The following is a 26564-nucleotide window of genomic DNA, read 5'->3' on the forward strand; positions in this document are numbered from 1 at the left end:
TGCTTAATCTATAAACCACATATTTAGGAGGATATGTCAAGATATTTATATAAAAAATCCAGAATATAAGCTCAGAATCGTTGAATTTTCAGCATTCTGGGCTTAAGTTGACCACATTGGGGTCGCACCCCCTGTCGGGTTTGGAAGAAGTGCAGTTATGGAACTTCTTGAGTTGAAAAGTTCGGGTGCTTCAAAATTTCTTTCCAATCTGTTGCAGGCAGATATTATTGAACCTGTGTCCGGCCACGGAAAAGGGAAATATAAATTCAGGAAGTAATATCAATAAAATCGGTCTGCGGCTGATGGCTTAGAGGTTGGAGTTTACAAAAAAATGATTATGGAGTATGCCACAGAGTCTATATTATTTTATGGAATGATTTAAGCGTCAAAAGCTCCTACTCGATCTAATTGGTATGTAGGTGTTGTTGTAGGATTAATGTCATCCGTCGGATCCGTCCAACAATCCGACTTATCATCCGGGAATACGCGAACGTGGTGTGGCATGCAAGGCAATCTTTGACTGCACTGTAACGTTCAATTAGAAAGATCGTTTCCAGAGAACTCAGTTTATGGACGTAAATCCGAAACACTGGCTGCCGGATATGTTTTAAATAATAAGAAAAAGCTTCAGGCAGATGTCAGAAAAAGCGGCATTTGCCTGAAATCAGGTAAAGGAGAGAGAAAAAAATATGCCTATTGGAGTAATTATCAACGCATTATCCGTAGTTATCGGAGGAATCCTGGGTGCCCTTGTGGGACATAAGTTAAGTCCGAAATTCAAGGCAGACATTACCCTGGTGTTCGGTGTATGTTCTATGGGAATGGGAATCAGTACTATCGGCCTGATGGAAAATATGCCGGCGGTTATTTTTTCCATCGTAATCGGAACAGGAATCGGTCTTGCGATTCATCTTGGGGAAAAAATCAATGCCGGTGCAGGTGCAATGCAGAGAGTGATCAGCAAATTTATCAAGAATTCAAATGCTGAAATGTCTGAAGATGAATTTATGAACACTTTAGTGACAATCATCGTATTGTTCTGTGCCAGCGGAACCGGAATTTATGGTTCTATCGTATCCGGTATGAGCGGAGATCATTCTGTATTGATTTCCAAATCTATTCTGGATTTATTTACAGCGGCGATCTTTGCATGCAGTCTGGGAATGGTTGTATGCATGATCGCGATTCCGCAGGTGATTATTTTCCTGATTTTGTTTTTTGCGGCAACGGCGATTTTCCCGCTGACAACACCGGGGATGATCAATGACTTTAAAGCCTGTGGTGGATTTCTGATGCTTGCAACAGGATTCCGTATGGTGAAACTGAAAAACTTCCCGACTGCGGATATGATACCGGCTATGGTGCTGGTCATGCCGATGTCATGGTTCTGGGTGACTTATGTACTTCCGTTAGTATCTTGATATTTTTCTGATGCTTTTTTCGTGGAGAGAGTATTGAAATTACAGTATATTGAAAAAATGATTCGGTAGAATTTTTACTATGTGGATAAAACAGAAATGATAACAGAGCTTCTTCATAACTGGGGAGAGGGTAATAAACAGTCAGTCGAATTTTGCAATAAATTGTAATAAAGTAAAGAGCTGATTTGACTAAATCAGGCAAATGTAAGCCAGAGAGCAGCAGGGTTAAAAGATGAAAATAGAAGAGAAAAAGACAAAGACAACAGAAGAATTAGAAAATGAGCTGGAAAGCGTAACTGACAGTACACAGCTTGAAAACTGGATAGACCAAAATCAGGATCAGAAGCTTAATTTCGCAGAATATTTTAATGAACTATGTGAGGAAAAAGGCGTTAAAATAAGTGACATTTATATGAACAGTGCAATCGGAAAGTCCTTTGCCTACTATATGCGTAATGGGGCAAAGCTTCCATCGAAAGAAACCGCGATTAAGGCAGCGTTTGTATTAAATGCTACACTGGAAGAAACCAACCTTTTATTGAAGGCGTCCGGAAACAAAGAACTTTATCCCAGACGGGAGGAAGATGCCATTATAGAGTTTGCAATCAGAAATCATCTGGACGTTTACCAGACAGAGGAACTTCTGAAAAAGCGTGGTCTGAAAATGAGTCTTCTTGATAAAGAAAAAAAGTGAAATGATGTGACTGTGATATGGAATCATTGGAGAAACAGTTTTTCTTTTCCCAGTATCAATCCCTGGATGTGATTGCGGAATCAGCGAAAAGTAAAGTAGAAAGAGTCTTTTATACTCCCAGGCAGACAGTATGCGTGGTAAAAACTTACTATAACCGAAACCTGGAAGAGCTTTACCGACGACTGAAGGATATTCATCATAAAAATCTTGCAGCAGTATACGATGCTTTTTTCTGTGATGGGAATACTTATGTCGTAGAAGAACTTATAGATGGTGAGACGCTTGCCGAATATATACAGATGGAAGGGCTTTTTACAGAAAAAGAAGTGCTTTCTATTATAAAAGAGGTGTGTGATGGTCTGGAAAAACTTCACAGCCAGAATCCGCCACTGATTCACAGAGACATAAAGCCAGGCAATGTGATGCTTCGAAGCGATGGAAGCGTGAAACTGATTGACTTTGACACAGTGCGCGGTTACAAAGATACAAAAAACCAGGACACTGTATTGCTCGGAACGAAAGAGTATGCATCTCCGGAACATTACGGATACGGGCAGACGGGAATTACCAGTGATATTTATTCCGTCGGCGTTATGATGCATGAAATGCTCACGGGAAAAATACTGGAGAATCATAAAACAGTATATAAAGGACGCCTCTTGCCGGTGATCAATCGCTGTATTCAGGTAGATTCCAAAAGACGATTTCATTCAGTAGAAGAACTGGAAAAAATGCTGGCGACCTATGAGAAACCATGGGGGGTGCTAAGCAGAAACAAGAGAAAGATAGGAGTGCTTTGTGGAATTGTCTGTGTATTTGCCATCGGTGCAGCTGTCTGGAATGCAAAGCAGGAAAAGTGGCCCGGATTAGAGCAGGCATATGAAAACCAGGAATCACCACAGCTTCTGCTGGAAAATAAAAAAGTCGATAAAATGCTGAAAGAACTTCTGGGAACACAGTATTCTTATGTTAAGGAATGCCTGTATTCTATCAGCGATGATGTCAGTTATCTGGACGGCAGGTATTTTATGAAAGGCGGTATGCCGGGAATGTACACAATTATGGAAGCAGCAGTTTCCTTAAGCGAAACAGGGGAGCTTGAATGTGCATTTCTTAAAGATGGCATCTGTCATTATTATACAAACACAGCAGACTTATATGATACTCCGTCAAAGCAGATGAGAGAATGGATATTTTCCTATGAAGATTATACGATTCAATTCCATAAAGATGATTTGAACAGGGTTGATACAGATGATGATGTAACAGACACTGATTCTGAAATAACAGAACCGGAAAAGAATGCTACATCAGATGTAATTGTTCCCGGAACATATACCAGAGAGGACTCGTCAGCTTATCTCACATTCGAAAAGTCAGAGGACGGAACATACTCTGTAAAGGGCGGCGCATCATGGAGCGTCAATACAGGAGAGATAGATGGTCCATTGACACAGATCAACTCCCAGCAGTATTTATATACAGAGGATGACGCAGATGGAGAAATTTATGCGGAGTTGAAACTGGTGGTAATTGATGGGAAAATATATGCAGAAACGCTGAAAGGAGAATTCGGTGGGTTGAATGTGCGGTTTGATGGGATGTATAAAAGACAGTAGAAAATAAAAAGTCCACCGCGGGTGGGCGAAATGAAAGAACCTATGAATGTATAATAAATACATTCATAGGTTCTTTGCTTACTGTGAGCATTGATTTATGAATTTTGATTTGCTGATGCAGCCCCCGCGGAAGAGTTCGAAGGTTTCCGCGGGTAAGCATCCTTAACATCCGTAAGCCCGGCCAGATAATCCATACTTGTATTAAGAGCCAGAGCAATCCGGCGGCATTGCTCGAAAGTATAGTAGCGTTTACCATTTTCAATCTTGGAATAATCACTTTGATCAATACCTGTGAGATGCTGCATCTTTATCTGTGTGTAGCCCCGCTCGCGGCGCAGTTCTTTCAAACGTGACATAGACGCCTCCTTTTACAAGATTATGGCATAATGACCTATTGACTTTAGGGATGAATTGACCTATTTAGCACTGGTAGAAGTTAATTTGAATGAGAAAAATAGCAAAATTCATATATGAGAATGGAAAAATATTAGGTTGTACTTATGATTTGCCAAATAGGTTTGATGGGATGGCGTTTATATTGTATCCAGAAAATTGCCAAATACCCAAAAGAAGGTAAATGTTAAATGACAGTTCTTGATTGTAAATTATCTGGAAAAAGAATGGTAATAAGATTAGACGTTTTTAGTGTGTTTAAGTGATAATAAGCTATTGACTTTAAGGATATATTGACCTATTATAAAAAGTAAATAGACAAATTATTATGAAAATTACACAGATAAATCTATATTTTTGTTAGAAAAAAGGAGCATTGACAGAAATTATATTTTTGTAAAAGTAGATGAATAAGAAGATTAAAAATGGATATTTGCCATTGATGATTTGAAATAGATTAGCAAAAATATTAAAGCAATGCATAGTTTCTGTAATGTATAAAAATGTTGGGGGATAATTATTGGAATATAAAATAGGATCATTTAATATGAAAAATTTTGGAGCAAATTCCCAAAAAGATCTTGAAAAAATAGCGCGGATTATCACAGAGGAGCAGATGGATGTTGTTGCTTTACAAGAAATACTAAGTGAAGGAAAAGGAATAAAACGTCTTCTTGAACAATGTGTAAAATATGAATTATATGATTGGGATTTTTGTTGGGCATCTCCTCAAGAGTCAACAGATTTGGATAAGATAAAGGATATGATAGTTAATGATACTCGTGGAGAGTGTTATGCATATTTATGGAATAAAAAGAAATTTAAGTTGGCAGAAATGACACGATTTGGTCAGCGGCGAATATTTGAACCGAGAATTCTCAATTCTCTGTCAAATGATGTTCAAGTGGATTGTTCTGTTTTGGCAAGGACACCATATTATATTCGACTACAACCTCTTTTTGGTGGTTTCTTTGAATTACGATTTATTAATATACACATATATTATGGTGATAATAGACTTTCGTCATTAGAGAAACGAAGGATAGAATATGATATTTTAACACATGATATTTATCCGGATTTAAGTACTAAAAGATATGGTGATTTTAGAACAGCATATACAGTTGCTATGGGAGATTATAATTTGAATATTTACACACCTGGTGTTGTTACATCAAGTAAAAATTATTTAGCGCCAGTTTATTCTTATTGTGATGGAGATAGAAAAATAAATGTTTTAACAGAACAAAAAGGATTAAGTACGTTAAGTAGACAAAATGTCGAAGAATCAGATCAGACGTTGAGAAGATACGCTAATAATTATGATCATTTTACATATAGCCCAGAACTTTCAGGTTTTAATAAAGTTTCCTTTGAGGTTGTTGATGCAGTGAATAAATATTGTAATAGTGATTTTGAATACTATAATGATAATATATCTGATCATTTACCAATAGTGATGACCATTGATATATAGAAAAGGATTGTGGAGATAAAATACATGAATATATCAGACAACGAGAAATTAACGGCAGCATATGCACTCAATTTATGGACGGTATCCATAAAACAGATTATTGACTATAATGATATCAATATAATGCAACAGGAATATGATTCTATTATGAACAACCTTAATATTGAAAAAATGCCAAAGGATAATGTATTATTGGATATTATCAGGGAAATTATGGATCAGATTACATATTCTCTTGCAGAAAATGGCGATAAGAAAATGATAGAGAGAGAATATCAACATCAGATAAAAAATGCTATTTGGAGTGCGGTTCCTAATGTAGGAGCCATCTTTGCAACATCCAATCCAGTTGCAATGGGAATTACTCTTGCAACACAAGTGGGTATTGGATATATGAATTATCGTAGAAACAAGGCAGAGAATGATTTGAAATATGAAAGAACGAAGTGGGAAATACAAAAAAATCATATGTTGCATCTTAATGGCTTACAAAAGCAACTATTTGGAACAGCATGGAGTTTGGCAGAGAGATACAAATTTCCAGACGAATATCGTTTAACAGAGAGACAAATCCAAGAGTATAATATGGCCTTAATTGAAAGTAATCCTATAAAACGCTATAATTTTCTAAATTCGATGAGATCGAATTTTAATGCTTATCCTCCATTTTGGTATCAACTTGGCAGTACAGCTAATAGTATTTATCAAAATGAAATGTATTCACAGAACTTGGACATGCAGGCACAATATCGTGCGCTAGCTTTGGAAGGTTTTTTAAAATATGAGAAACTTAATACTTTTAATCTTTTACGTTACGATGTGATGACTTCTGCCTGGGCATTAGAGTATATTGAATTATTAGGATTGAATCAAAATAATAATCCTGAAAAGGCAAGATCACTTATTGAAATAGCAATAAATTATTCTGGTGGTCAGTTAGACATTGTTGAGTTATGCGCGTTTGCATGTTTAAGAATTCAAGATTATAATAATGCAATTAAGTATTTTGCTCAATTAGTAAATAAACATTATAACTGTGGTATTAATACACAGATTCTTAGTGGTCTTTATATCCGGCAAATTTTGAGTGGCGATTCAAGGGCAAAACAAGCTAGAATGGAATATAACCAGTTATCATATATTTTGGATGATGAAGACAAACAATTTATTATTCCACTTCCGTTAGAAGGCACTAAAATTGAAGAATGGAAACCTGCTTGGAATAAAGCAAAGACTTATGAGGAATATGTAGATGAGCAGGCTTCAGAAAAAAAACAAGAATATAGAAGAATAAAGGAACTTAAAGACAAGGCCAGAATTTTTTATCAGAAGCCAATAACTTTGATATATAAACCTTCGCTTTCAGAAGTTGCTGAATATATGAAGGCTGTTATTGAAAGTTATAGAGATAAGGTGGATAGTTCTTTGCCCTCGGTTAGTTTATGCGGATATAAAGATTATGAACGTAATCGTGTGGAAAAAGAAAATAATGGAGGGCGATTTATTTTAATTGGAGATTCGGTTATCGCAACTAAATTCATAAAAAATATTAATAATAATGAATTTGATTTTGATAAATACGGGATACGGTATGCTGTAAATGAAAGTAAGTCATTAATTATTGCATCGCCACCTAAAAATTCTGAATTAGATGGATTGATTTGTTTGGCAAAGGAAATAAATGAACGCCATCCAATTAAAATTCCAGATGATATAGAAAGCATAAATTTTTCATTTATGAAAGAAATGTTTGAAGGTACATTTGAAGATGTTGAGTCATTTGTTGTGAGAGTATTAGCTTCTATAGTGGGATTTCCTTTATTAGTCTTAGGGCAAACAGCAGAGAATCTTTTAAATATTGTTCAGTTTGCCAAAAATACAGGGGCGAAGAAAAAAATAGAATTTCTTCAGTATTGTGTTGGATTATATCTTTTTTTGGAAAGTAATAATGCAGTAATTGATTAAGATAATTTTTTAGATATAGAAAGAAAATTAAAAAGGTATTTTACATGAAAAGTGGTGTTTAATATTTATGTGATTTAAGAAAGATAGATATGTTCAATACTTATAGGAAGGTGGTATGTCTAGCGAAAAATAAAAATACAAAATATCAATCAGAGAAGGAGAATAAAAATGCAGAAAAAAGTAGGATTAGTTTTAGCTTTATTTGCAAGTGTACTGATGTTGACGGTAAATGGAAAGACTGTTCTTGCAAATGCAGAGTTTAGTGATGGAAATGAGGTGCTGGAGGAAGAAAACCAAGAAATTGCTACATTTAATGATGGAGTAACAGATAAGAATGACATAGAGGAAGATGAAATTTTGCCCTCAGAAGATACTCAGGAAGTAATGCAGGCTTCAAGTACAAACGAGAGATGTGAGCTCAACCAGTACTATAATATAGTAGATCTTCGTTATACAAGGGGTGGAAATGATTACGGATACCATTATTCTGCATCTATTCCTGGAGATGGAAGAATAAGAATTATGCTTGAAGATTGTTGTGAAAATATGTCGTTAAGTAAACAATATTTCATATTTGGAAATTCACTTGGATATCAGAATTGGTATTATACGTGGTGGAATGTAGGAATGGATACTTACGATTCAGGATGGATTACGGTGCATGCTGGAGAGATTTCAGGAAGATTGATTGATGGTGATTATTATAAGGATAATGTTAATAAAGAGGCAAAGATTATTATAAAATATGAATCACAGGATATGTATCAGGGAGAAAAAGAACCAAACAATACTTATGATACTGCCAATGTTATACAGCCTAACACTACATATGAGGGAAATTGTACGCCAAGACAGGATGTTGACATTTATAAGTTCTATATGGAGCAACCAGGTCTTGCTGTAATAGATATAAAAAATTTACGAGGAGATAACTCTACCACATCTCCTAAAATATATGAGGAAGATGAGCACGAAAATGTTTATCTTATAACAGGTGCGACAAATAAAAGGAGATTGAGGTTACCTGCGGGCGCTTATTATATAGAAATGACTACCACGATGCAGTATTCACTTAGAGTAGATCTTACTTATGAATCCGCAGATGAATATGAGCAAGAAAACAATAATGTTAGAAGTCTGGCAAATAAAAAACAAATTAATACCTGGTATACAGGAAACTTGAATACAGGAAAAGATATTGATTTTTATAAATTTGAACTAAAAAAATCAGGAAATGCAAAAGTGGAATTTAAGGTGCCTAGACAATCCTCTGATAACTCACTTGTAGCTACATTATACGATAAAGATATGAAGGAATTAGCTCACGTAAGCAATACCACAAATCCGTATGCTACAACAGAAGAGAAAAAATATCCAGCTGGTGTCTATTATGTAACAGTAAAAAGTCCATACTCAAAGGAATTTGAACCAGATTATTCTATCTGCTTCAGCCAGGAAAAATACAAATATGTAAAACAAATTATTCTGCCAGACAGCTTAACTGTAAATGCTGGCAAAAAGTACACGTTAACTCCTCAGATCATTCCTTCAGATGCAGCAAATCCTGAACTTACATGGAGTAGTAGTGACAGCAGTGTGGCAACGGTAAATTCTTCCGGGGTAATTAGTGCAAAACGTGCAGGTACAGCAATTATAACTGCGAAATCCGTTGACGGAAGCGAAGTTGAAGGTAGCGTAAAGGTATCAGTAGAAGCTGCAAAAATAGATATTTCAAATGTGAAGATAATATTGGACAGTGCCTATTCATATAACGGAAAAGCAGTAAAACCTGATTTTTCCATAGAAATTGGAAATGAAGAATTGGTTAAAGATCAAGATTATACAGTTTCTTATGAGAATAATTCAGAAATAGGTACAGCTTTAATGGTTGTTACAGGTATTGGAAATTATACAGGTACGATAGAAGAGAGCTTTGATATAGTACCTCAGGATGTTAAAATTATTTCAGTAAAAACAGCAGGAAAGAAAAAACTCAAAGTATCCTGGAAAAAGGTATCAGGTGTAGATGGTTATATTTTATATCGTTCAACAAGTAAATATGGCGATTACAAACAAATTAAAATTATAAAAAATTCAAAAACAGTAAGCTACACAAATACTTCGTTGAAAGATGGAAAAAAATATTATTATATGGTAGGTGCATACAAAATAATTGATGATGAAGTTTTTAGTAGTCAAAATTGTGTGCCTAAGGGAAATAAAACATTAGGAAAAGCTCAGAAAGTAAATGTTACAGGAATCTACAGAGGAAGCGCAACAATTACTGTGTATAAATCTGGAAATAATTATTATGCCAAAGCTTATGGACGTGGTGGAAAAATGAATACAACAGTTCGCTTATATTCTTATTCTGGCGGATATAAAGCGTACTATAGTGGCTCATCGGATGTATTTTTCACGATATCTAATATTAGTTCAAGTAAGGCGAAAATAACATTCCCACGTGTTTCTGAGTTTAATGGCTGGTATTCCAGATAATATATTAACGCTGTTGAATAGAAGATATGAATTCAGTGCTTAGGTAGAGAGGAAGGAAAAAGTATGAAAAGAGATTTTATAAGAAAGATAACGGTATTGCTCGTAATTATAGCTGTTTCAGCTATTAGTTTTCAGAATGGATTACAAGATGTAAAAGCATCAGATATTGATCAAAAGCAGGAAAATACTTCAATTGCTACATATGAAGGTACTCAGACTTATCAAATTAGTAATGAAAAGAAGAATGCTTCTGCAAAAGTGAAGTTTAAAAAGAAAACATTATGGGCGTTTTCTAATGGCGGATTTTATTTAAGGATAAACAGTGTCAAGGGAAGAAAGATGAATGTATCCATTCATATGCCTCAAATGAACGGGTATAATCTGTCAGCAACTATTGATTCCAGCGGGAAGAAAGCAACCGCATATTGTTCGTGCTCAAGTGGGGGATATCATGTCCTTATATTTAAAATTTCAGGAAGTGGAATCAAAGTGACAGAGAAAACACACTGTTATCAAAAACTGCTGGGACGTACAACTGCTGACAGATATAAAACAACTATTACCCATGGATTTTACCCGCAATCACATTTCTATTAAGTAATCAATAAACATTACGGAAGAACCACAGCCACTGAAATTCACAGTGTCGCTGTGGTTCTTCTTTCTTGTAAAACAAATACGACCATGTTATGATGGAAGCACAAAGAGTACTGGCGTTGTTTGTAGAAGGACAATGGATAAATTGTAATAGAAATTCAAATGCAACTAAAAAATGATTTGATAAAATTGAAAAGATGGAGGAAACGGGAATGCTGACATGTATCAAATCACAACGACAGAGAAATGCAGCAGAGTATGCGCTTAAGGTTATTCAGTCATCATGTATAAAACCATATATCCAGTCAATTTATTTATATGGCAGCTGTGCGCGTGGAGAAGAAAAATACAGCAGTGACGTTGATTTGTTTCTGGAGTTGTCGGAGTCATTTCGCTCCCGGCCGGAATTAAAGAAATATATCTATCTTTTGAAATCAGAAGTTTCATCTGCAGAATTGGATGATGCAGAGACGGATCTGAAAATTGTGGTAGGAGATGAATGGAAGAAGAATAAAATGTTATATTATGCGAATGTGCGAAAGGAGGGAATTCAGGTATGGCCTTAAGCAGCTGCTTTGACTTTGCGGAAAATGATTTTCAATATTTTAAAGCGTCTTATGAGGCTGGTATTGTTGCGAATATGATGGGAGCCATGGCGCAGGGGATATGCGAAAAGTATATGAAACATTTGGTTTCAGAATATTACAAACCAGATAATTCTATTCAGCAGAAAGATTTTGAAAATATTTTGCGTACACATAGTCTTAATAGATTGATGAAGTTTTTGAAGGAAAATATGAATTTGGAGTTTTCTAAGAGTACACAAACATATATGAGAATGATAGATGGATTTTATTTCTCAACCAGATATCCAGGTGATGACAGCATAGAGATTGACCGCGACGATGTGGAAATGTGTAATGAAGCGGTAAAAATGTGTCGTAAGGAAATTATGGAATTTGAGAAAACATTCAAATAAAGTAAATGAAGTAAACCAGATACGGTCATGTTATGATGGAGACACAAAGAGTAACAGTGATGTCTGCAGAAAGGCGATTTGCAAAATGAAACAGAATTTCTGCAATGCACTTGAGAATGGAAATGCAGAGAAAGTAGAATCTATATTTACAGACTATATGAAAAAGACAATCAGTGTGCGCGATACATTTGTAAAAAAGCAACAAAAGAAAACTTTTACCATGGAATTCTACTTGGAATTTTGGGATTTAAATCGGGTTGGAGAGTGAATTCAAATAAGGAAGCAGGAGATGGATTCAGTGATATTCTAATTAGAATTGACGATTCGGATGTGGGAATTATTATTGAAGTAAAGTATTCTGAAAATGATACAGAAGATATAGAATGTAGGAAAGCAATCACTCAGATAGATCAGAAGCAATATGCAGATGAATTCAGAGATAACGGCATTGGAACTATTTGGAAATATGGAATTGTCTGTAATAAAAAGAAATGTCGGGTATATGATGCCGCTTATGAGAAAGCTTAACGAGCTTGATGAGAAAGTAAAGAAACATCAGGAAAAATTGTAACATATATAGTTGCGGGGAATATTCTATTAAGGAAGCAATGCGTTGAGGATGTTTGTATGGCTTTTTTTGATAAAGAAATGCATATGCAGAAGGAGAATGTGGATACGGGGCGGTATCAGGTGGTGGTGCTGGACCGGCTGAATAACCGTCCGGTAGAGAATGCAAGAGTCAGGATCTCTTATACAGGTGCGCCGGACAGCGTCATTGAAGAGGTGGTGACAGATTCCTCCGGCCGGACACCGGTTCTTGAATTAAAAACGCCGCCGCTGGAATATAGTATGGAGCCGGTAGAAGAACAGCCTTATGCAGAATATACGGTGCAGATCGATGCGGAAGGTTTTGAACCCAAAGAAGTAGCGGGCAGTGAGGTTTTGCCGGATGTTTTGTCCAGACAGCCGGCAACTTTAAATGCTATGGAACTGGGAGAAAGCTACCAGCGGGTGGTGATTCCGCCACACACATTGTTTTATAAATATCCACCTAAAATAGAAGAATCTGAGATTAAGCCGGTGAATGAGACGGGAGAGATCGTGCTGAGCAAGGTTGTTATTCCGGAATATATCGTAGTACATGATGGCCCGGTAAGTGATTCTTCGGCAGAGAATTATTATGTGCGTTACAGAGATTATATCAAAAACGTAGCCAGCAGCGAAATCTATGCCACCTGGCCGGATGATACAATCCGGGCAAATGTCCTGGCGATTATGTCGTTTACGTTAAACAGAGTTTATACTGAGTGGTATCGGAATAAAGGATATGATTTTACCATAACTTCTTCCACTGCATATGACCATAAATGGATCTATGGCAGAAATATTTTTGACAGTATCGACCGCATTGTAGATGAATTATTTGAGAATTATCTGTCCAGACCGAATGTGCGCCAGCCGATTCTGACACAGTATTGTGATGGAAAGCAGGTGCAGTGCAGAAACAGGGGATGGATGACGCAATGGGGCAGTAAAACATTGGGTGATCAGGGATATTCTGCGATTGAGATTCTTCGGGCTTTTTACGGAAATGATATGTACATTAATGTGGCAGAAGCGGTATCAGGGATTCCGGCATCATGGCCGGGATATGATCTTGATATTGGTGCAACAGGAAGTAAAGTAAGTCAGATTCAGGAGCAGTTAAATACAATCGCCGGGGCATATCCGGCAGTGCCAACTGTGACTGTGGATGGGATATACGGAGATGAGACAAAAAATGCTGTCAGAGTTTTTCAGGGGATTTTTGGCCTGGGACAGACGGGGATTGTTGATTATCCGACCTGGTACAAAATACAGGAAATTTATGTGGCAGTCAGCAGAATTGCAGAACTGTGATGAATATGAACAGATAAAATATATGACCGGCTATATCATAAGGTGATATAACCGGTCATTATTTTATCTGTATTTATAGAGAGTATTATTGCTGCTATTTATTGAGAATACTATGTAAAGACTACGGACAGGTGTACTATGAGATCAGTGAGAAGCTCATTCGCCAGAGTTTTTATCTGTATGTCGGGATTCATTAAAAATCAGTGTCAAGGTAATGAGGTTATTATATATCTAAAATAAAAACGCAAAAAAAATAAGGCACCATGACTTCTCATAGTTCCTCATTCTTTAATGCGGAAGATGGGACTTGAACCCACACGAGCGCAATGCTCACAAGATCCTTAGTCTTGCTCGTCTGCCAGTTCCGACACTTCCGCATATCGCATTTCTTTGGGATTCTTTTGTGCTCTCCCTCGCGACAAGTGATACTATACCAGATGCAAAAGACAATGTCAACAACTTTTTGAAAAAAATATAAAAAATTTCAAATTTTTTTTGAAAAAAAGAGGAATTTGAAATTTTATGTAGAATATAATTAATAAGAGGTATTTTGTCAGCTTGTGGAGGTATCGCTTATGAATATAAGGGAAAGCATGGAACAACGAGAACAAAAGATGCTCAGCCCCTATGCTGCATGCAGCCTTTTTTCCAGAGGCAGAGAGCGGCAGGAGGAAGAATGCGATGTACGGACTGTCTATCAGAGAGACAGAGACAGGATCCTTCATAGCAAAGCTTTTCGCAGGATGAAGGATAAGACACAGGTTTTTCTGGCACCTCAGGGTGACCATTACAGAACCAGACTGACACATACACTCGAGGTATCACAGATAGCCAGAACCATAGCTAAGGCTTTGAGACTGAATGAAGATCTTGTGGAAGCAATCGCACTTGGACATGACCTTGGACATACGCCTTTTGGTCATGCCGGAGAGAGAGCTCTTGATGCAGTGAATCCGGATGGCTTTGCCCACTATAAACAGAGCGTCAGGGTTGCACAGGTACTGGAGAAGAATGGAGAGGGATTAAATCTTACCTGGGAAGTCCGGGACGGAATCCTGAATCACAGGACCAGCGGAAATCCATCCACTCTTGAGGGTCAGGTAGTGAGACTTTCAGACAAGATTGCATATATTCATCATGATATGGATGATGCACAGAGAGCCGGGATCATTACAGAGGATGATATTCCGATTACTTTGCGAATACTTCTGGGGTATACAACCCGGGAGCGGCTTAATACATTTGTCCATAATATCATAGAGAACAGTCTGGAGCAGGATACCATAAAGATGTCAGCAGAGATTTACGAAGCAATGATGGAACTGAGAGCATTGATGTTCCAGAATGTATATGAGAATCCTGTAGCCCACAAAGAGGAATCTAAGGTAGTGAAGATGCTGACGGAACTATATGAATATTATGCTGAACACCCGGAGGCAATGTCAACAGAGTACAGAGAACTGATCATGCGGGGAGAGAAGAAGGAACAGGTAGTATGTGACTATCTTTCTGGAATGACAGATCAGTATTCTATGGAGAAGTTCCGGGAGATTTACATACCAAGAGCATGGGAAGTCTATTAAGAAGGAGGACGGGACATGCGTTATTCAGACGATATCATTGAAGAAGTCAGAATGAAGAATGATATTGTAGATGTTGTATCCCAGTATGTGAAGCTGAACAGAAGAGGAAGCACTTATTTCGGATTATGTCCGTTTCATAATGAGAAGACCCCTTCTTTTTCTGTGACCCCGTCAAAGCAGATGTACTATTGTTTTGGCTGCGGAGCAGGCGGGAATGTATTTAACTTTGTGATGGAGTATGAGAATTATACATTTGGAGAAGCGCTGCAGCATCTGGCAGACCGTGCCGGAGTGCAGCTTCCGAAGATTGAATATTCCGGAGAGGCAAAACGGAAGGCAGAACGCAGGGCTGTCCTTCTGGAGATCAACAGACTTGCAGCGAGGTATTTTTATTATCAGCTGCGGCGCGAAACTGGAAAGCAGGCATATGCATATCTGACGGGCAGAGGATTAAGTGAGGAAACAATCAAGAAGTTCGGACTGGGATATTCGGACAAATACAGCGATGATCTGTACAAATTTCTGAAATCTAAGAATTACAGTGATGATCTTTTGAGAGATTCTGGTCTGTTTAATGTAGATGAGCGCCGGGGCATGTATGATAAGTTCTGGAACAGAGTTATTTTTCCAATCATGGATGTGAATGGCCGTGTGATCGGATTCGGAGGCCGTGTTATGGGAGATGGGAAGCCGAAATATTTGAATTCACCGGAGACGACGATCTTTGATAAGAGCCGGAACTTGTATGGATTGAATGTTGCAAGAACAACGAGAAAGAATTATCTGATCCTGTGTGAGGGGTATATGGATGTAATTTCCATGCATCAGGCAGGATTTACCAATGCAGTGGCATCACTGGGAACTGCACTTACTTCGGGACATGCAAGCCTGTTGAAGCGCTATACACAGGAAGTTCTGTTGCTGTATGACAGTGATGAAGCTGGCGTAAAAGCTGCCCTTCGTGCGATTCCAATCCTGCGTGAGGCAGGTCTGACGTCCAGAGTGGTAAATCTAAGACCACACAAGGATCCGGACGAATTTATCAAGGCACTTGGTGCAGAGGAGTTTGAGAAACGTCTGGAACAGGCGACGGACAGCTTTATGTTCCGGGTGCATATGGCGGAGAGAGATTTTTCAATGGAAGATCCTCAGGGTCAGAACCGTTTCTTTGAACGGTGTGCGCAGATGCTGCTGGAGCTTTCCGATGAGCTGGAGAGGAATCTTTATATAGAAGCGATCGTGAAGGATTACAGAAGCAGCGGCATTACTGCAGATAATCTGAAGCGACGGGTAGGTGCACTTGCCATGAAGGGAACTCCGGCAGAGAAGAGAGTTCAGCCGAAACCAGTAGGTGGACAGGTGAAGAAGGAGAGTGCATCGGATAAAGCACAGAAACTGATGCTTACCTGGCTGGTAACATATCCGAAAATCTTTAACACGGTTGAACAGTATATCCAGCCGTCAGATTTCGTAGTTCCGCTATACCGGCAGGTGGCAGAGATGCTGTACCAGCAGCATAAGGAAGGCGATGTCAATCCTGCAAGGTTGATGAATGCTTTTATTGACAGTGAAGAGCAGAGGGAGGTTTCTTCTCTGTTTAATGCGACAATTCATCTGGAAACTCCTGAAGAACAGAATCGGGCTTTTTCGGATACTGTGATCAGGATCAAGGAGGAGAGTCTCAAAGAGAGAAACCGGAAATGGAATCCTGCTGACATGCAGGAACTGCAGGCAATCATAAAAGCAAAGAAAGAATTGGAAGATCTCGGAAGAAAGCGGCAGCAGCTGCATATTTCTTTCGAATAAGGATAAAATATAAACACTATATGGAGGTATAGAGCACATATGGAAATGAATATGGGTAAATTCAGTGAAAAACTGGTAGAACTTCTGGAGCTTGCCAAGAAGAAAAAAAATGTACTGGAATACCAGGAAATCAATGATTTCTTTAAGGATCAGCCACTGGGAGTTGAACAGATGGAGAAAGTATTTGACTTTCTGGAAGCCAGTGGAGTGGATGTGCTTAGAATTACAGACAACAATGCAGATGATATGATCCTGGATGATGACGATGCAGATATTGACAAACTGGACGAAGAAGAGATTGAACTTGACAAGATCGACCTTTCTGTTCCGGAAGGTGTAAGTATCGAGGATCCGGTCCGTATGTATCTGAAAGAAATCGGTAAGGTTCCGCTTCTTTCTGCAGAAGAGGAAATCGAACTTGCAAAGAGAATGGAGAATGGAGATGAAGCTGCCAAGAAACGTCTGGCAGAGGCAAACCTTCGTCTTGTTGTCAGCATTGCCAAAAGATATGTAGGACGTGGAATGCTTTTTCTTGATCTGATCCAGGAAGGTAATTTAGGTCTGATCAAGGCAGTTGAGAAGTTTGATTACCGTAAGGGATATAAATTTAGTACCTATGCAACATGGTGGATCCGTCAGGCAATTACAAGAGCAATTGCTGACCAGGCACGTACCATTCGTATTCCGGTGCATATGGTTGAGACAATTAATAAACTTATTCGTGTTTCCCGTCAGTTACTGCAGGAGCTTGGACGTGAACCTACGCCGGAAGAAATTGCAAAAGAAATGGATATGTCTGTAGATCGTGTGCGTGAGATCCTCAAAATTTCTCAGGAGCCGGTATCTCTGGAAACACCTATCGGTGAAGAAGAGGACAGCCATCTTGGAGACTTTATTCAGGATGATAATGTACCTGTACCTGCAGATGCAGCAGCGTTTACTTTACTGAAAGAACAGTTGGTAGAGGTTCTGAGCACACTGACAGACAGAGAGCAGAAAGTTTTACGCCTGCGTTTCGGTCTGGATGACGGACGTGCAAGAACTCTGGAGGAAGTTGGTAAGGAATTTAATGTAACAAGAGAACGTATCCGTCAGATTGAGGCAAAAGCTCTCCGTAAGCTTCGTCATCCGAGCCGCAGCCGTAAACTGAAGGATTATCTGGACTAAGGAGCCTGTTATGCAGCTTTCATTACGTTTGTCTGCAATAGCAGGCCTGGTGACCAGGGGAAACAGACTTGTGGATGTGGGATGTGATCACGGATATCTGCCGGTATCTCTTTATCTGGATGGCAGAATACCGGGTGCGATCGCCATGGATGTGAGAAAAGGACCTCTGTCCAGAGCACAGGAACATATTTCGCAGTATGGTCTGAACGCATACATAGAGACCAGACTTTCAGATGGTCTGGAAGCATTGAAACCGGGAGAGGGCGACACTCTTGTAATAGCAGGAATGGGAGGCCCTCTCATGGAGAGGATACTTACTGACGGAGCAGAAGTCCGAGAGAGTTTTCAGGAAATGATCCTGCAGCCTCAGTCGGATATTCCGCATTTTCGCAAATTTATCAGTGAGATTGGCTGGAAGATCGTGGATGAAGAGATGGTTCTGGAGGATGGAAAGTTTTATCCTATGATGAAAGTGATCCATGGAGAAAAGAAGCATATTTCTGCAGATGAGCCTTATACTTTAGAAGAGTGGTTCGGCGGTATGCTCCTTGAGAGGAAACATCCGATCCTGAAGGAATATCTGGAAAGAGAGCTTCGCATCCGCAATGAGATTCTTGACAAATTAAAGAATGCACCGAATGCCGAAAAGCGTACAGGTGAGATAGAGGAGGAGAAGCAGGCTGTTATTGCTGCTTTGAAGGAATATGAAGGCATATGAACTGACCTCCTGGCTGGAGAAGAAATATCCTGCCGATGCAGCTGAGGACTGGGATAATGTAGGACTTCTCACGGGAGATGATACCAATGAGATCAGCCATGTATTTCTGGCTCTGGATCTGACAGAAGAGACACTGGCTGAGGCGATCAGGGATGGTGCAGATATGATCATTACCCATCATCCGATGATTTTTTCAGGAATTAAGAAAATCAATAATCACAGTTTTACAGGAAGAAAGATCATTACATTGATCCGGAAAGGAATCGTGTATTATGCGATGCACACCAATTACGATGTGCTGGGCATGGCAGATTTAAGTGCGGATTATACAAAGATACACAATACGGAAGTTCTTTCTGTAACTGAGGAGAGAAATGGTGAGGTGCAGGGATTCGGCAGAGTTGGAGACCTTCCGGAGGAGATGACTCTGAGAGAATATGCGCAGCTGATCAAGAAATCCCTGAAACTAAATGATGTAAAGGTTTATGGTGATCTGGATAGCAGGGTGAAACGTGCAGCAGTCTGTACAGGATCAGGTAAGAGCATGATCCAAGATGCCATTAAGGCAGGGGCAGATGTGTATGTAACTGGTGATATTGACCACCATACAGGAATTGATACTGTTGCACAGGGATTGGCGCTGATCGATGCCGGACACTATGGAACTGAATATGTTTTTATGGATGCAATGAAAAAAGAACTGGCACAGGCATTTCCAGATCTGAAAATTTCCTGTGCAGAGGTAAAGAGCCCGTACACGATTCTGTGATACGGGTTCTTACCATATAATATGAAATTTGGCTGGTCTGTTGTCTGCAGAGCAGCGGTAACTATATTTACTTGTCGGCATAGCAGAAATGGAGGCAGGATTTATGGAACAGAAAATGTATAATGTTACAATACAGGGAAAAACAAAGCAATATCCGGAGAGAATTCCTTACAGTGAGATTGTAAAAGAATACGAAGGAAATACAGATGCGCCGGTAATGCTGGTGATCGTAAATGGCAGACTGAGAGAACTGCATAAGCATTTGAAGGCGGACTGTGAGATCGAATTTGTGACATCAAAGGATCCAATCGGACACAAAACTTATTGCAGAAGTGCCAGTATGATCCTTCTGAAGGCAATCTATGATGTGGCAGGACAGGAGAATGTGGACAGTGTAGTGATCCATTATTCAGTGGGCAGCGGCTATTATTTTACAATGAAAGGACCTATGGTACTGGATCAGGAATTTATTGATAAGGTAAAAGCGCAGATGCACAGGATCGTAGACGAGAATCTTCCTATCATAAAGAGAAGTGTAAGCACCAGTGAGGCGGTTGCGCTTTTTCATAAGCATCATATGTATGACAAGGAGAAACTGTTTAATTACCGCAGAAGTTCTACCGTGAATCTTTACAGTATTGGAAGTTTTGAGGACTATTTCTACGGATTTATGGCAAATCATACAGGGTATATCAAGACGTTTGATCTGTTTCTGTATGAGGGCGGTTTTGTGCTGCAGCTTCCGACTCAGAATGAACCGGATCGGATACCTGAATTTAAACCTCAGGAGAAGATTTTCCATGTGCAGAGGGAATCTCAGGAATGGGGAGATAAACTGGATATTGCGACAGTTGGGGATCTCAATGAAAAAGTTACCAGAGGCGGTATTCAGGACATTTTGTTGATCCAGGAAGCGATGCAGGAGGCAAAGATCTCAGAAATCGCATCTAAGATCGCGGCAGCTGGAAATAAGAAGTTTGTTATGATCGCTGGCCCGTCTTCTTCCGGAAAGACTACATTTTCACACAGATTGTCCATTCAGCTTGCTGCCCATGGAATGAAACCGCATCCGATCGCAGTTGATAACTATTTTGTAGACAGACATCTCACTCCCGTAGATGAGTTTGGAGAAAAGAATTTTGAGTGTCTGGAAGCGATTGATGTTGAGCAGTTTAATAAAGATATGCTTGATCTTCTGGAAGGAAAAAGGGTGGAGATGCCGGTTTTCAATTTCAAAACAGGAACCAGGGAATATAAAGGTGATTTTCTGCAGCTGGATAAAGATGATATTCTGGTAATTGAGGGGATTCATGGATTGAATGATAAGCTTAGCTATGCACTTCCAAAGGAGAGCAAATTTAAGATTTATCTCAGTGCTTTGACTCAGCTGAATATTGATGAGCATAACAGGATTCCTACCACTGATGGACGACTGATCCGCAGGATCGTAAGGGATGCCCGTACAAGAGGAACTTCTGCGAAGGAGACGATTGCGAGATGGCCTTCTGTACGCAGAGGAGAAGAGCAGAATATCTTTCCATTTCAGGAGGAGGCAGATGTAATGTTTAATTCTGCCCTGATCTATGAACTGGCATGCCTGAAAGTATATGCAGAGCCGCTTCTGTTTGGGATTGATAAAAATGAGCCGGAGTATACAGAAGCGAAGAGACTGCTGAAATTCTTTGAATATTTTGTTCCGGTGCCAAGTGAGGCAGTGCCGCATAACTCGATCTTAAGAGAGTTTATTGGCGGAAGCTGCTTCAATGTATAGAATTGCTACAGAGGCTCATATATTGCTATTTATGTAAGCTTTTACATGCATATGTTAGAATTTAAGTATGTGTCGTGTACTCATGGGAATAAAAATTGGACACTAATGTAAAGATCTTTCTTTACAACTAAAAAAAAACGTGCTAGAATAGCACTTGCGCAACCAGGTCAGGTAATCGCGGCTGGACAGACGAAAGGGTTCAGACGAGGAAAGTCCGGGCTTCGCAGGGCAGGATGCCGGATAACGTCCGGTGGAGGTGACTCCCAGACCAGTGCAACAGAAATAAACCGCCTCACTTGTGGGGTAAGGGTGGAAAGGCAGTGTAAGAGACTACCGCCGTCCTGGTAACAGGCCGGGCACATGTAAACTCCATTCGAAGCAAGACCGAATAGAAAGCGATACGGCTGCCCGTCGTGCTTTCAGGTGGGTCGCTTGAGCCTTATGGCAACGTAAGGCCTAGACAGATGATTACCCAATGACATAACCCGGCTTATCGGTCTGATTGCGTACAAAATAATAAGAAACTGAAATCTCACTGCTGATGTGGAAAATTATCTAAATCAGTTGGTGGGATTTTTTGTATAAAAATAACCGGGAACAACGATAGCTCCCGGTTATGTAATGATTCGTATGAGATACAGGTAAATTATTTATTACGCTTACCGGTATATTTCTCTTCGCAGTATTTACATCTGTAAACTTCTTTCTCCTCATCAGCGAGAACGAAGATCTGGTCAAGTCCCTGCTCGATAGAAGTGATGCAGCGAGGATTTTTGCATCTGATCACGTTTACGACCTGTTTCGGAAGTTTCAGGTCTTTCTTTGCAACGATCTTCTCATCTTTGATGATGTTTACAGTGATGTTGTGGTCAATGAAACCAAGGATGTCCAGATCAAGATTCTCGATCGGGCATTCAACCTTGATGATATCTTTCTTTCCCATTTTGTTACTGCGTGCGTTCTTGATGATCGCAACAGTACAGTCAAGTTTATCAAGTTTCAGATCATGATAGATAGTCATGGCCTTGCCGGCTTTGATATGGTCTAATACATAACCTTCACGAAGTGCTCCAACATTTAACATGGTAATTTTACCTCCAGTAATGTGAGAATCAGGGCCATACGTACATATACGCCGTACTGAGCCTGTTTGAAATAAGCTGCTCTCGGGTCTGCATCTACTTCTGTTGCAATTTCATTTACACGTGGAAGAGGATGGAGAATGTACATATCCTCTTTTGCAAGTTCCATTTTCTGTTTGTCCAGAATATAGAAGTCTTTCATGCGGACATAATCTTCTTCGTTGAAGAAACGTTCCTTCTGTACACGTGTCATGTACAGGATATCGAGGTCTGGTAAAGCATCTTCAAGTCTTTCAACTTCCTGGAATTCGATGTTGTTCTTCTTCAGAACATCTTCGCGAATGTAACTTGGAATACGAAGTTCTTCCGGTGAGATCAGTACGAATTTCACATTTGTGTAACGTACAAGTGCTTCGATCAGAGAGTGAACAGTACGTCCGAATTTCAGGTCACCGCACAGACCGATGGTAAGGTTGTCTAAACGTCCTTTAAGAGAACGAATGGTAAGTAGATCAGTTAATGTCTGGGTAGGATGTTGATGACCACCGTCACCGGCGTTGATAACAGGAATAGAAGAAGCCATAGAAGCTACTAACGGAGCGCCCTCTTTCGGGTGACGCATAGCACAGATATCTGCATAACAGGATACAACACGAATTGTATCAGCAACACTTTCGCCCTTTGTAGCGGAACTGGAATCAGCTGATGAAAAACCAAGAACTTTACCGCCGAGATTCATCATAGCAGCTTCAAAGCTGAGGCGGGTACGGGTGCTTGGCTCGTAGAATAAAGTGGCAAGTCTCTTATCGTCGCAGACATGCGCGTATTTATCAGGGTGTTTCTCAATATCACTGGCCAGGTCAAGAAGAGTGTTAAGCTCGTCTACAGACAGGTCAAGTGGACTCATTAAGTGTCTCATTTTATACCTCCATATTTTGTTGGTTCAGGAACTTTTTTCGTAATCCTTCTTAACATCATATAATAACCCTGTATATTTTTCAAGAGAGTTTTTTGAGTATTTTTTCAAAAAATAATCCGGTTCCGAACCAGAGTGGAGCATAGTCCAGACGAATCAGTCCTTTGTAGTTCAGGGGCGCCTGGCTGTAGTCCCATGGACACATATGAAAACAGCGCAGAAAAGAGCCGCTGATAAATTCTACGGAGAAAATACCAACAGTATAAATGAATCCGCGTATCATAACCGGGACAGCGGAAAACTTCTTATAGAGAGGCCGGATGACAGCTGCGCATCCGTAAATGGGAAACATTAAAAGAGAGGTTTTTCCTGTCATGGTAAGTTCCCCGGAGAGTGCAGAATGCAGACCTGTCCAGAGAACCTCTATGCACCATCCGGCCAAGCCGCAGAGCAGAAATGATTTTTTCATAAAAGACCTCCCGATTTTCGCGTAAATTTTACCTGATTCTAGTATTGCCTGCCTTGAAAAAAACATACGTGTAAGATATAATGAGAACACATGTGTTATTGTCTGGAATAATTAGTTTTTACGATATATAGACAGGAACATATAGATTTGTTTATGGAAGAAAATGAGCTGTGGAAAATAATGTTACTGTTCAGTCCGTATCCGATAATATGCTTTGTATGGTATGGCTTGGAATAGTGGCATGTGAACAGTAATGAAATAATTTTCGGGCTCATAGAAACAGAGGAGTTTATTATGAATTATCAGGAGAGCCGGGAGTACATAGATAGAATCACACGGGAAATTCCAAGCGTACTGGGGCTTGACCATATGCGCGAACTGATGAAGCGCCTGGGAAATCCTCAGGATGATCTGAAATACGTGCATGTAGCCGGTACCAATGGCAAGGGATCTGTCATTGCTTTTTTATATTCTGCTTTATCTGGTGCAAGATACCGTATCGGCAGATATGTTTCACCTACTTTGTATTCCTACAGAGGCAGGATGGAAGTAGCAGGCAGCAGGATCAGCAGAGAGAGCTTTGCCGCATATATCACACAGGTGGCAGAGGCCATTATAGCCATGACAAAGGATGGCTATCCTCATCCCACTGCATTTGAGATAGAGACAGCAGTGGCATTTCTGTTTTTTAGGGACGAGAAATGTGATCTCGTTTTGTTAGAAGTCGGAATGGGCGGAAATCTGGACGCCACAAATATCATTAAGAACACATTATTGGCAGTGCTGGTTTCTATCAGCATGGACCATATGTCTTTTCTTGGAAATACCCTGTCACAAATTGCCGAGAAGAAAGCCGGCATCATAAAGGATCACTGCCATGTGGTAACTGCCATGCAGAAACCGGAAGCAATGCAGGTAATTGAGAAAGTTTGTGCAGAACATCATGCCGAATGTACAGTGGCAGATGCTTCACAGATACAGGTGCTTCAGGAGAGCTGTCTGGGGCAGACTATCCGGTATGATGGGGAAGATTATGAAATTCCACTGGCGGGTGTATATCAGAAAGAGAATGCAGTAGTTGCCCTGAATGCCCTGAAAGTGCTGAATGAGCTGGGTTTTGCAACTACTGCAGAGCAGAGGAAAGAGGGACTTCAGAATGCGCACTGGAATGGAAGATTTACAGTCATCTGTAAGAAACCGTTGTTTGTAGTAGATGGAGCGCATAATCCTGCAGCGGCAGATATGATGGCAGCTTCTATTGAACATTATTTTAAAGGAAAACGCCTGATCTATATTATGGGAGTTTTTGCTGATAAAGATTACAGAAGCGTGATTCAGAAAACTGCACATTTTGCAGACCAGATCCTTACGATTCAGACTCCGGATAATGTGCGTGCACTGCCAGCAGAGAAATTGGCAGAGACTGTCAGAGAATATAATCCGAATGTTCAGGCTATGCCATCCATTCAGGCCGCAGTAGAGAAAGCGTTTGCAATAGCTGGTGAGCAGGATGTGATCATTGCGTTTGGTTCTCTTTCCTTTATCGGAGAGATGACTGATATTGTGGAGAAACAACACCAATAAAAGAAAGTAGAAGGAATAAGATACATGATAGATTTACAGGATTGCCGAGATGAAATAGATAAGATTGACAGCGAGATCATCCGTCTCTTTGAACAGCGAATGAAGGTGTGCGAAGATGTGGCTGAATATAAGATCCGCACAGGAAAGAAGGTTCTGGATCCGGAGCGTGAGAGGCAGAAATTGGAAGCACTGCGTAAAAAAGCACATGGAGAGTTTAATGAACTTGGTGCGCAGGAGCTTTTTCAGCAGATCATGGCCATCAGCCGTAAAAGGCAGTATCAGCTTCTGACAGAGCATGGCATCGAGGATGATGAGAAACTGGAAATGGTAGATGAACTTCCGATGAAAGATGTTACCGTTGTTTTTCAGGGAGTAGAAGGTGCATACAGCTATGCTGCCATGAGAGAATATTTCCATGATGATATCGAGAGTTATCATGTGAAAACATGGCGTGATGCGATGGAAGAGGTTGTGGCAGAGAGAGCAGATTATGCAGTCCTTCCAATCGAGAATACAACAGCCGGGATCGTGGCAGATATTTATGATCTTCTTACAGAATATGATCTGAGCATTGTTGGAGAGCAGATCATCCGTCCGGAGCATGTGCTTCTGGGCTTGCCGGATGCGGAAATTGGGGATATCAAACAAGTATGTTCTCATCCGCAGGCTCTTGCACAGTGCGGAAAATATCTGGAAACTCATCCGGACTGGAAGAAAAAAGAAATGGAGAATACAGCAGGTTCTGCCAAGAGAATTAAAGAGGATAATGATAAAACACAGGCAGCTATTGCCAGCAGACAGGCAGGAGAACTCTATGGACTGAAGATCCTGGCAGAGAATATCTGTTATAACGGACAGAACGCTACACGTTTTGTTATTGTGAGTAAGAAACCAATCTATGTGAAAGATGCGCACAAGATCAGCATTTTCTTTGAACTGCCTCATGAGAGTGGTACACTTTACAATATGCTGTCCCATATTATTTACAATGGTCTGAACATGACAAAAATCGAATCCCGCCCGATCACGGGAAAGAACTGGCAGTACAGATTCTTCCTGGATTTTGAGGGAAATTTAAGAGACAGTGCTGTGAAGAATGCGCTGAGAGGAATCGAAGCAGAGACTGGCAGAATGAGAATTCTGGGAAATTATTAGT

At 39.8% G+C, this 26564-nt stretch carries 24 protein-coding genes, 1 tRNA gene and 1 other RNA gene; 21 read left to right on the forward strand and 5 right to left on the reverse strand.

Features of this window, described 5'->3' with window-relative positions; all coding sequences use genetic code 11:
• Positions 1-689 precede the first annotated feature (689 nt).
• The 3 genes from KQI87_RS08730 to KQI87_RS08740 all read left to right on the forward strand — a co-directional run bounded on the left by KQI87_RS08730 (position 690) and on the right by KQI87_RS08740 (position 3734).
• A complete protein-coding gene (locus KQI87_RS08730) occupies positions 690-1421 on the forward strand; it encodes a DUF554 domain-containing protein (protein ID WP_216459798.1) in 732 nt (243 codons plus the stop codon).
• Between the two features lie 232 nt (positions 1422-1653).
• The gene (locus tag KQI87_RS08735; protein ID WP_216459799.1) at positions 1654-2115 is read left to right on the forward strand and encodes a hypothetical protein; all 462 of its coding nucleotides are present in this window, start codon (positions 1654-1656) and stop codon (positions 2113-2115) included.
• A 17-nt stretch (positions 2116-2132) separates the two neighbouring features.
• Positions 2133-3734, forward strand: a complete 1602-nt coding sequence (locus KQI87_RS08740) for a serine/threonine protein kinase (RefSeq protein WP_216459800.1) — start codon at positions 2133-2135, stop codon at positions 3732-3734.
• Between the two features lie 95 nt (positions 3735-3829).
• On the opposite strand, the gene KQI87_RS08745 is transcribed toward KQI87_RS08740, so the two are convergent.
• Positions 3830-4090: a helix-turn-helix domain-containing protein gene (locus tag KQI87_RS08745; protein WP_216459801.1), complete on the reverse strand. Its 261-nt coding sequence runs from the start codon at positions 4088-4090 to the stop codon at positions 3830-3832.
• Between the two features lie 557 nt (positions 4091-4647).
• On the opposite strand from KQI87_RS08745, the gene KQI87_RS08750 reads away from it, so the two are divergent.
• From KQI87_RS08750 to KQI87_RS08785, 9 genes are all read left to right on the forward strand, one after another.
• On the forward strand, positions 4648-5604 hold the full coding sequence (locus KQI87_RS08750; protein WP_216459802.1) for a hypothetical protein: 957 nt from the start codon (positions 4648-4650) through the stop codon (positions 5602-5604).
• A 24-nt stretch (positions 5605-5628) separates the two neighbouring features.
• On the forward strand, positions 5629-7569 hold the full coding sequence (locus tag KQI87_RS08755; protein ID WP_216459803.1) for a hypothetical protein: 1941 nt from the start codon (positions 5629-5631) through the stop codon (positions 7567-7569).
• A 168-nt stretch (positions 7570-7737) separates the two neighbouring features.
• Positions 7738-10068, forward strand: a complete 2331-nt coding sequence (locus KQI87_RS08760; protein ID WP_216459804.1) for an Ig-like domain-containing protein — start codon at positions 7738-7740, stop codon at positions 10066-10068.
• A gap of 63 nt (positions 10069-10131) precedes the next feature.
• Positions 10132-10665 carry a hypothetical protein gene (locus tag KQI87_RS08765; RefSeq protein WP_216459805.1) on the forward strand — a complete coding sequence of 178 codons (534 nt, stop codon included), beginning with the start codon at positions 10132-10134 and terminating at the stop codon, positions 10663-10665.
• A 212-nt stretch (positions 10666-10877) separates the two neighbouring features.
• Positions 10878-11231, forward strand: a complete 354-nt coding sequence (locus KQI87_RS08770; RefSeq protein ID WP_216459806.1) for a nucleotidyltransferase domain-containing protein — start codon at positions 10878-10880, stop codon at positions 11229-11231.
• Positions 11222-11644, forward strand: coding sequence for a HEPN domain-containing protein (locus KQI87_RS08775; RefSeq protein ID WP_216459807.1), 423 nt, complete (start codon positions 11222-11224; stop codon positions 11642-11644). Before KQI87_RS08770 ends, KQI87_RS08775 begins: the two co-directional genes overlap by 10 nt.
• Positions 11625-11912, forward strand: a complete 288-nt coding sequence (locus tag KQI87_RS16590) for a hypothetical protein (protein WP_253292435.1) — start codon at positions 11625-11627, stop codon at positions 11910-11912. The genes KQI87_RS08775 and KQI87_RS16590 overlap by 20 nt, the downstream gene beginning before the upstream one ends.
• Complete coding sequence (locus KQI87_RS08780) at positions 11909-12172, forward strand: PD-(D/E)XK nuclease domain-containing protein (RefSeq protein WP_330655762.1); 264 nt, start codon at positions 11909-11911, stop codon at positions 12170-12172. Before KQI87_RS16590 ends, KQI87_RS08780 begins: the two co-directional genes overlap by 4 nt.
• A gap of 99 nt (positions 12173-12271) precedes the next feature.
• A complete protein-coding gene (locus KQI87_RS08785) occupies positions 12272-13543 on the forward strand; it encodes a peptidoglycan-binding protein (RefSeq protein WP_216459808.1) in 1272 nt (423 codons plus the stop codon).
• A 292-nt stretch (positions 13544-13835) separates the two neighbouring features.
• Here KQI87_RS08785 and KQI87_RS08790 read toward each other — a convergent pair.
• Positions 13836-13920 (reverse strand) — tRNA-Leu (locus KQI87_RS08790).
• Positions 13921-14118: 198 nt separating this feature from the next.
• On the opposite strand from KQI87_RS08790, the gene KQI87_RS08795 reads away from it, so the two are divergent.
• From KQI87_RS08795 to rnpB, 7 genes are all read left to right on the forward strand, one after another.
• Positions 14119-15126 carry a deoxyguanosinetriphosphate triphosphohydrolase gene (locus tag KQI87_RS08795; protein WP_216459809.1) on the forward strand — a complete coding sequence of 336 codons (1008 nt, stop codon included), beginning with the start codon at positions 14119-14121 and terminating at the stop codon, positions 15124-15126.
• A 15-nt stretch (positions 15127-15141) separates the two neighbouring features.
• Positions 15142-16932 carry a DNA primase gene (dnaG, locus tag KQI87_RS08800; protein WP_216459810.1) on the forward strand — a complete coding sequence of 597 codons (1791 nt, stop codon included), beginning with the start codon at positions 15142-15144 and terminating at the stop codon, positions 16930-16932.
• Between the two features lie 39 nt (positions 16933-16971).
• Positions 16972-18099 carry an RNA polymerase sigma factor RpoD gene (gene rpoD, locus KQI87_RS08805; protein ID WP_216459811.1) on the forward strand — a complete coding sequence of 376 codons (1128 nt, stop codon included), beginning with the start codon at positions 16972-16974 and terminating at the stop codon, positions 18097-18099.
• A 10-nt stretch (positions 18100-18109) separates the two neighbouring features.
• Complete coding sequence (locus tag KQI87_RS08810) at positions 18110-18817, forward strand: tRNA (adenine(22)-N(1))-methyltransferase (protein ID WP_216459812.1); 708 nt, start codon at positions 18110-18112, stop codon at positions 18815-18817.
• The gene (locus KQI87_RS08815; protein WP_216459813.1) at positions 18804-19586 is read left to right on the forward strand and encodes a Nif3-like dinuclear metal center hexameric protein; all 783 of its coding nucleotides are present in this window, start codon (positions 18804-18806) and stop codon (positions 19584-19586) included. Before KQI87_RS08810 ends, KQI87_RS08815 begins: the two co-directional genes overlap by 14 nt.
• Positions 19587-19689: 103 nt before the next feature.
• Entirely contained in the window at positions 19690-21357 is a 1668-nt protein-coding gene (locus KQI87_RS08820; protein ID WP_216459814.1) for a nucleoside kinase, read from the forward strand.
• Between the two features lie 159 nt (positions 21358-21516).
• An RNA gene (gene rnpB, locus KQI87_RS08825) (RNase P RNA component class A) lies at positions 21517-21866 on the forward strand.
• Positions 21867-22003: 137 nt separating this feature from the next.
• Here the strand turns inward: rnpB and KQI87_RS08830 are convergent.
• The 3 genes from KQI87_RS08830 to KQI87_RS08840 all read right to left on the reverse strand — a co-directional run bounded on the left by KQI87_RS08830 (position 22004) and on the right by KQI87_RS08840 (position 23824).
• Positions 22004-22441 (reverse strand): aspartate carbamoyltransferase regulatory subunit, encoded by a 438-nt coding sequence (locus KQI87_RS08830; protein WP_216459815.1) that lies wholly within the window; start codon positions 22439-22441, stop codon positions 22004-22006.
• Positions 22435-23358, reverse strand: coding sequence for an aspartate carbamoyltransferase (gene pyrB / locus KQI87_RS08835; RefSeq protein WP_216459816.1), 924 nt, complete (start codon positions 23356-23358; stop codon positions 22435-22437). The genes KQI87_RS08830 and pyrB overlap by 7 nt, the downstream gene beginning before the upstream one ends.
• A 79-nt stretch (positions 23359-23437) precedes the next feature.
• Positions 23438-23824 (reverse strand): putative ABC transporter permease, encoded by a 387-nt coding sequence (locus KQI87_RS08840; RefSeq protein ID WP_216459817.1) that lies wholly within the window; start codon positions 23822-23824, stop codon positions 23438-23440.
• A gap of 294 nt (positions 23825-24118) precedes the next feature.
• Here KQI87_RS08840 and KQI87_RS08845 point away from each other — a divergent pair, with 294 nt between their 5' ends.
• Positions 24119-25408: a bifunctional folylpolyglutamate synthase/dihydrofolate synthase gene (locus tag KQI87_RS08845; RefSeq protein ID WP_216459818.1), complete on the forward strand. Its 1290-nt coding sequence runs from the start codon at positions 24119-24121 to the stop codon at positions 25406-25408.
• 24 nt (positions 25409-25432) lie between these two features.
• On the forward strand, positions 25433-26563 hold the full coding sequence (gene pheA, locus KQI87_RS08850) for a prephenate dehydratase (RefSeq protein ID WP_216459819.1): 1131 nt from the start codon (positions 25433-25435) through the stop codon (positions 26561-26563).
• The last annotated feature ends 1 nt before the right edge of the window (position 26564 follow it).

Source organism: Blautia sp. MSJ-9 (genome assembly GCF_018919065.1).
Taxonomy (GTDB): Bacteria; Bacillota; Clostridia; order Lachnospirales; family Lachnospiraceae; genus Blautia_A.